The following is a 1,293-nucleotide window of genomic DNA, read 5'->3' on the forward strand; positions in this document are numbered from 1 at the left end:
GCCAACGGCATCATGCACGTCACCGCCAAGGACCTCGGCACCGGCAAGGAGCAGAAGATGACCGTCACCGGCGGCTCCTCGCTGCCGAAGGACGAGGTCAACCGGATGCGTGAGGAGGCCGAGCAGTACGCGGAGGAGGACCACCGCCGCCGCGAGGCCGCCGAGTCCCGCAACCAGGGCGAGCAGCTCGTCTACCAGACGGAGAAGTTCCTCAAGGACAACGAGGACAAGGTTCCCGCCGACGTGAAGACGGAGGTGGAGACCGCTGTCAACGAGCTGAAGGAGAAGCTCAAGGGCGAGGACAGCGCCGAGATCCGCACCGCCACCGAGAAGGTCGCGGCCGTCTCCCAGAAGCTGGGCCAGGCGATGTACGCGGGTGCCCAGGCCGACGGTGACCCGCAGCCGGGCGCCCAGCAGGCCAAGGCCGACGACGATGTCGTCGACGCGGAGATCGTGGACGACGAGAAGGACGCCAAGGGCGGTGCGGTGTGACCGAGGAGAACTCGGGCTTCGAGGAGAAGCCCGACGTCCCCTCCGGCGCCACCCCTGACGGAGCTGAGCCGAAGGACGCCTCCTCCTCCGCCAAGGAGGAAGAGGCGGCCCCGGCCGGGGACGCAGTAGAGACCGTCGGTCTGACGGCCCAGCTGGACCAGGTCCGTACCGCGCTCAACGAGCGCACGGGCGACCTCCAGCGGCTCCAGGCCGAATATCAGAACTACCGTCGCCGCGTCGAGCGGGACCGGGCCACGGTCAAGGAGATCGCGGTCGCGAACCTCCTGTCCGAGATCCTGCCCGTGCTCGACGACATCGGCCGGGCTCGCGATCACGGTGAGCTCGTGGGCGGGTTCAAGTCGGTGGCGGAATCGCTGGAGACGGTCGTCGCCAAGCTGGGCCTGCAGGAGTTCGGCAAGGAGGGCGAGCCCTTCGACCCGACGATCCACGAGGCCCTGATGCACTCGTACGCGCCGGACGTCACGGAGACGACCTGCGTGGCGATCCTGCAGCCGGGGTATCGGATCGGCGAGCGCACCATCCGCCCCGCGCGGGTGGCGGTGGCCGAGCCGCAGCCGGGCGCGACACCGGCCACGGCCAAGGAAGAGAAGGCAACCGACGAGGAGAGCGGTGGCAGCGAGGAGGTCTGACATCCTGTCTGACCATCTTGCGGCGCACCGCCCGGCCGCGGGGGGGGGGGGCCGGGGCGGGGCCCCGGCCGGGGGGGGGGCGGGGGGGGGGCGCCGGGGGGGGCGCGCCCCCGGGGGCGGGGGGCAGTGTAGGGGCTACGGGGGCCCCCCG

The 1,293-nt window shown here is 71.5% G+C and carries 2 protein-coding genes; both read left to right on the forward strand.

The window, feature by feature from the left end; translation table 11 throughout:
* Positions 1-492: Hsp70 family protein (locus ACFYXM_RS31805; RefSeq protein WP_351526227.1), on the forward strand; the 492-nt coding region annotated here is incomplete at its 5' end.
* Positions 489-1,142, forward strand: coding sequence for a nucleotide exchange factor GrpE (gene grpE, locus ACFYXM_RS31810; protein WP_389294587.1), 654 nt, complete (start codon positions 489-491; stop codon positions 1,140-1,142). The genes ACFYXM_RS31805 and grpE, both read left to right, overlap by 4 nt.
* Positions 1,143-1,293: the final 151 nt, after the last annotated feature.

Source organism: Streptomyces sp. NPDC002476 (assembly GCF_042889785.1).
In the GTDB taxonomy this organism is placed as follows: domain Bacteria; phylum Actinomycetota; class Actinomycetes; order Streptomycetales; family Streptomycetaceae; genus Streptomyces.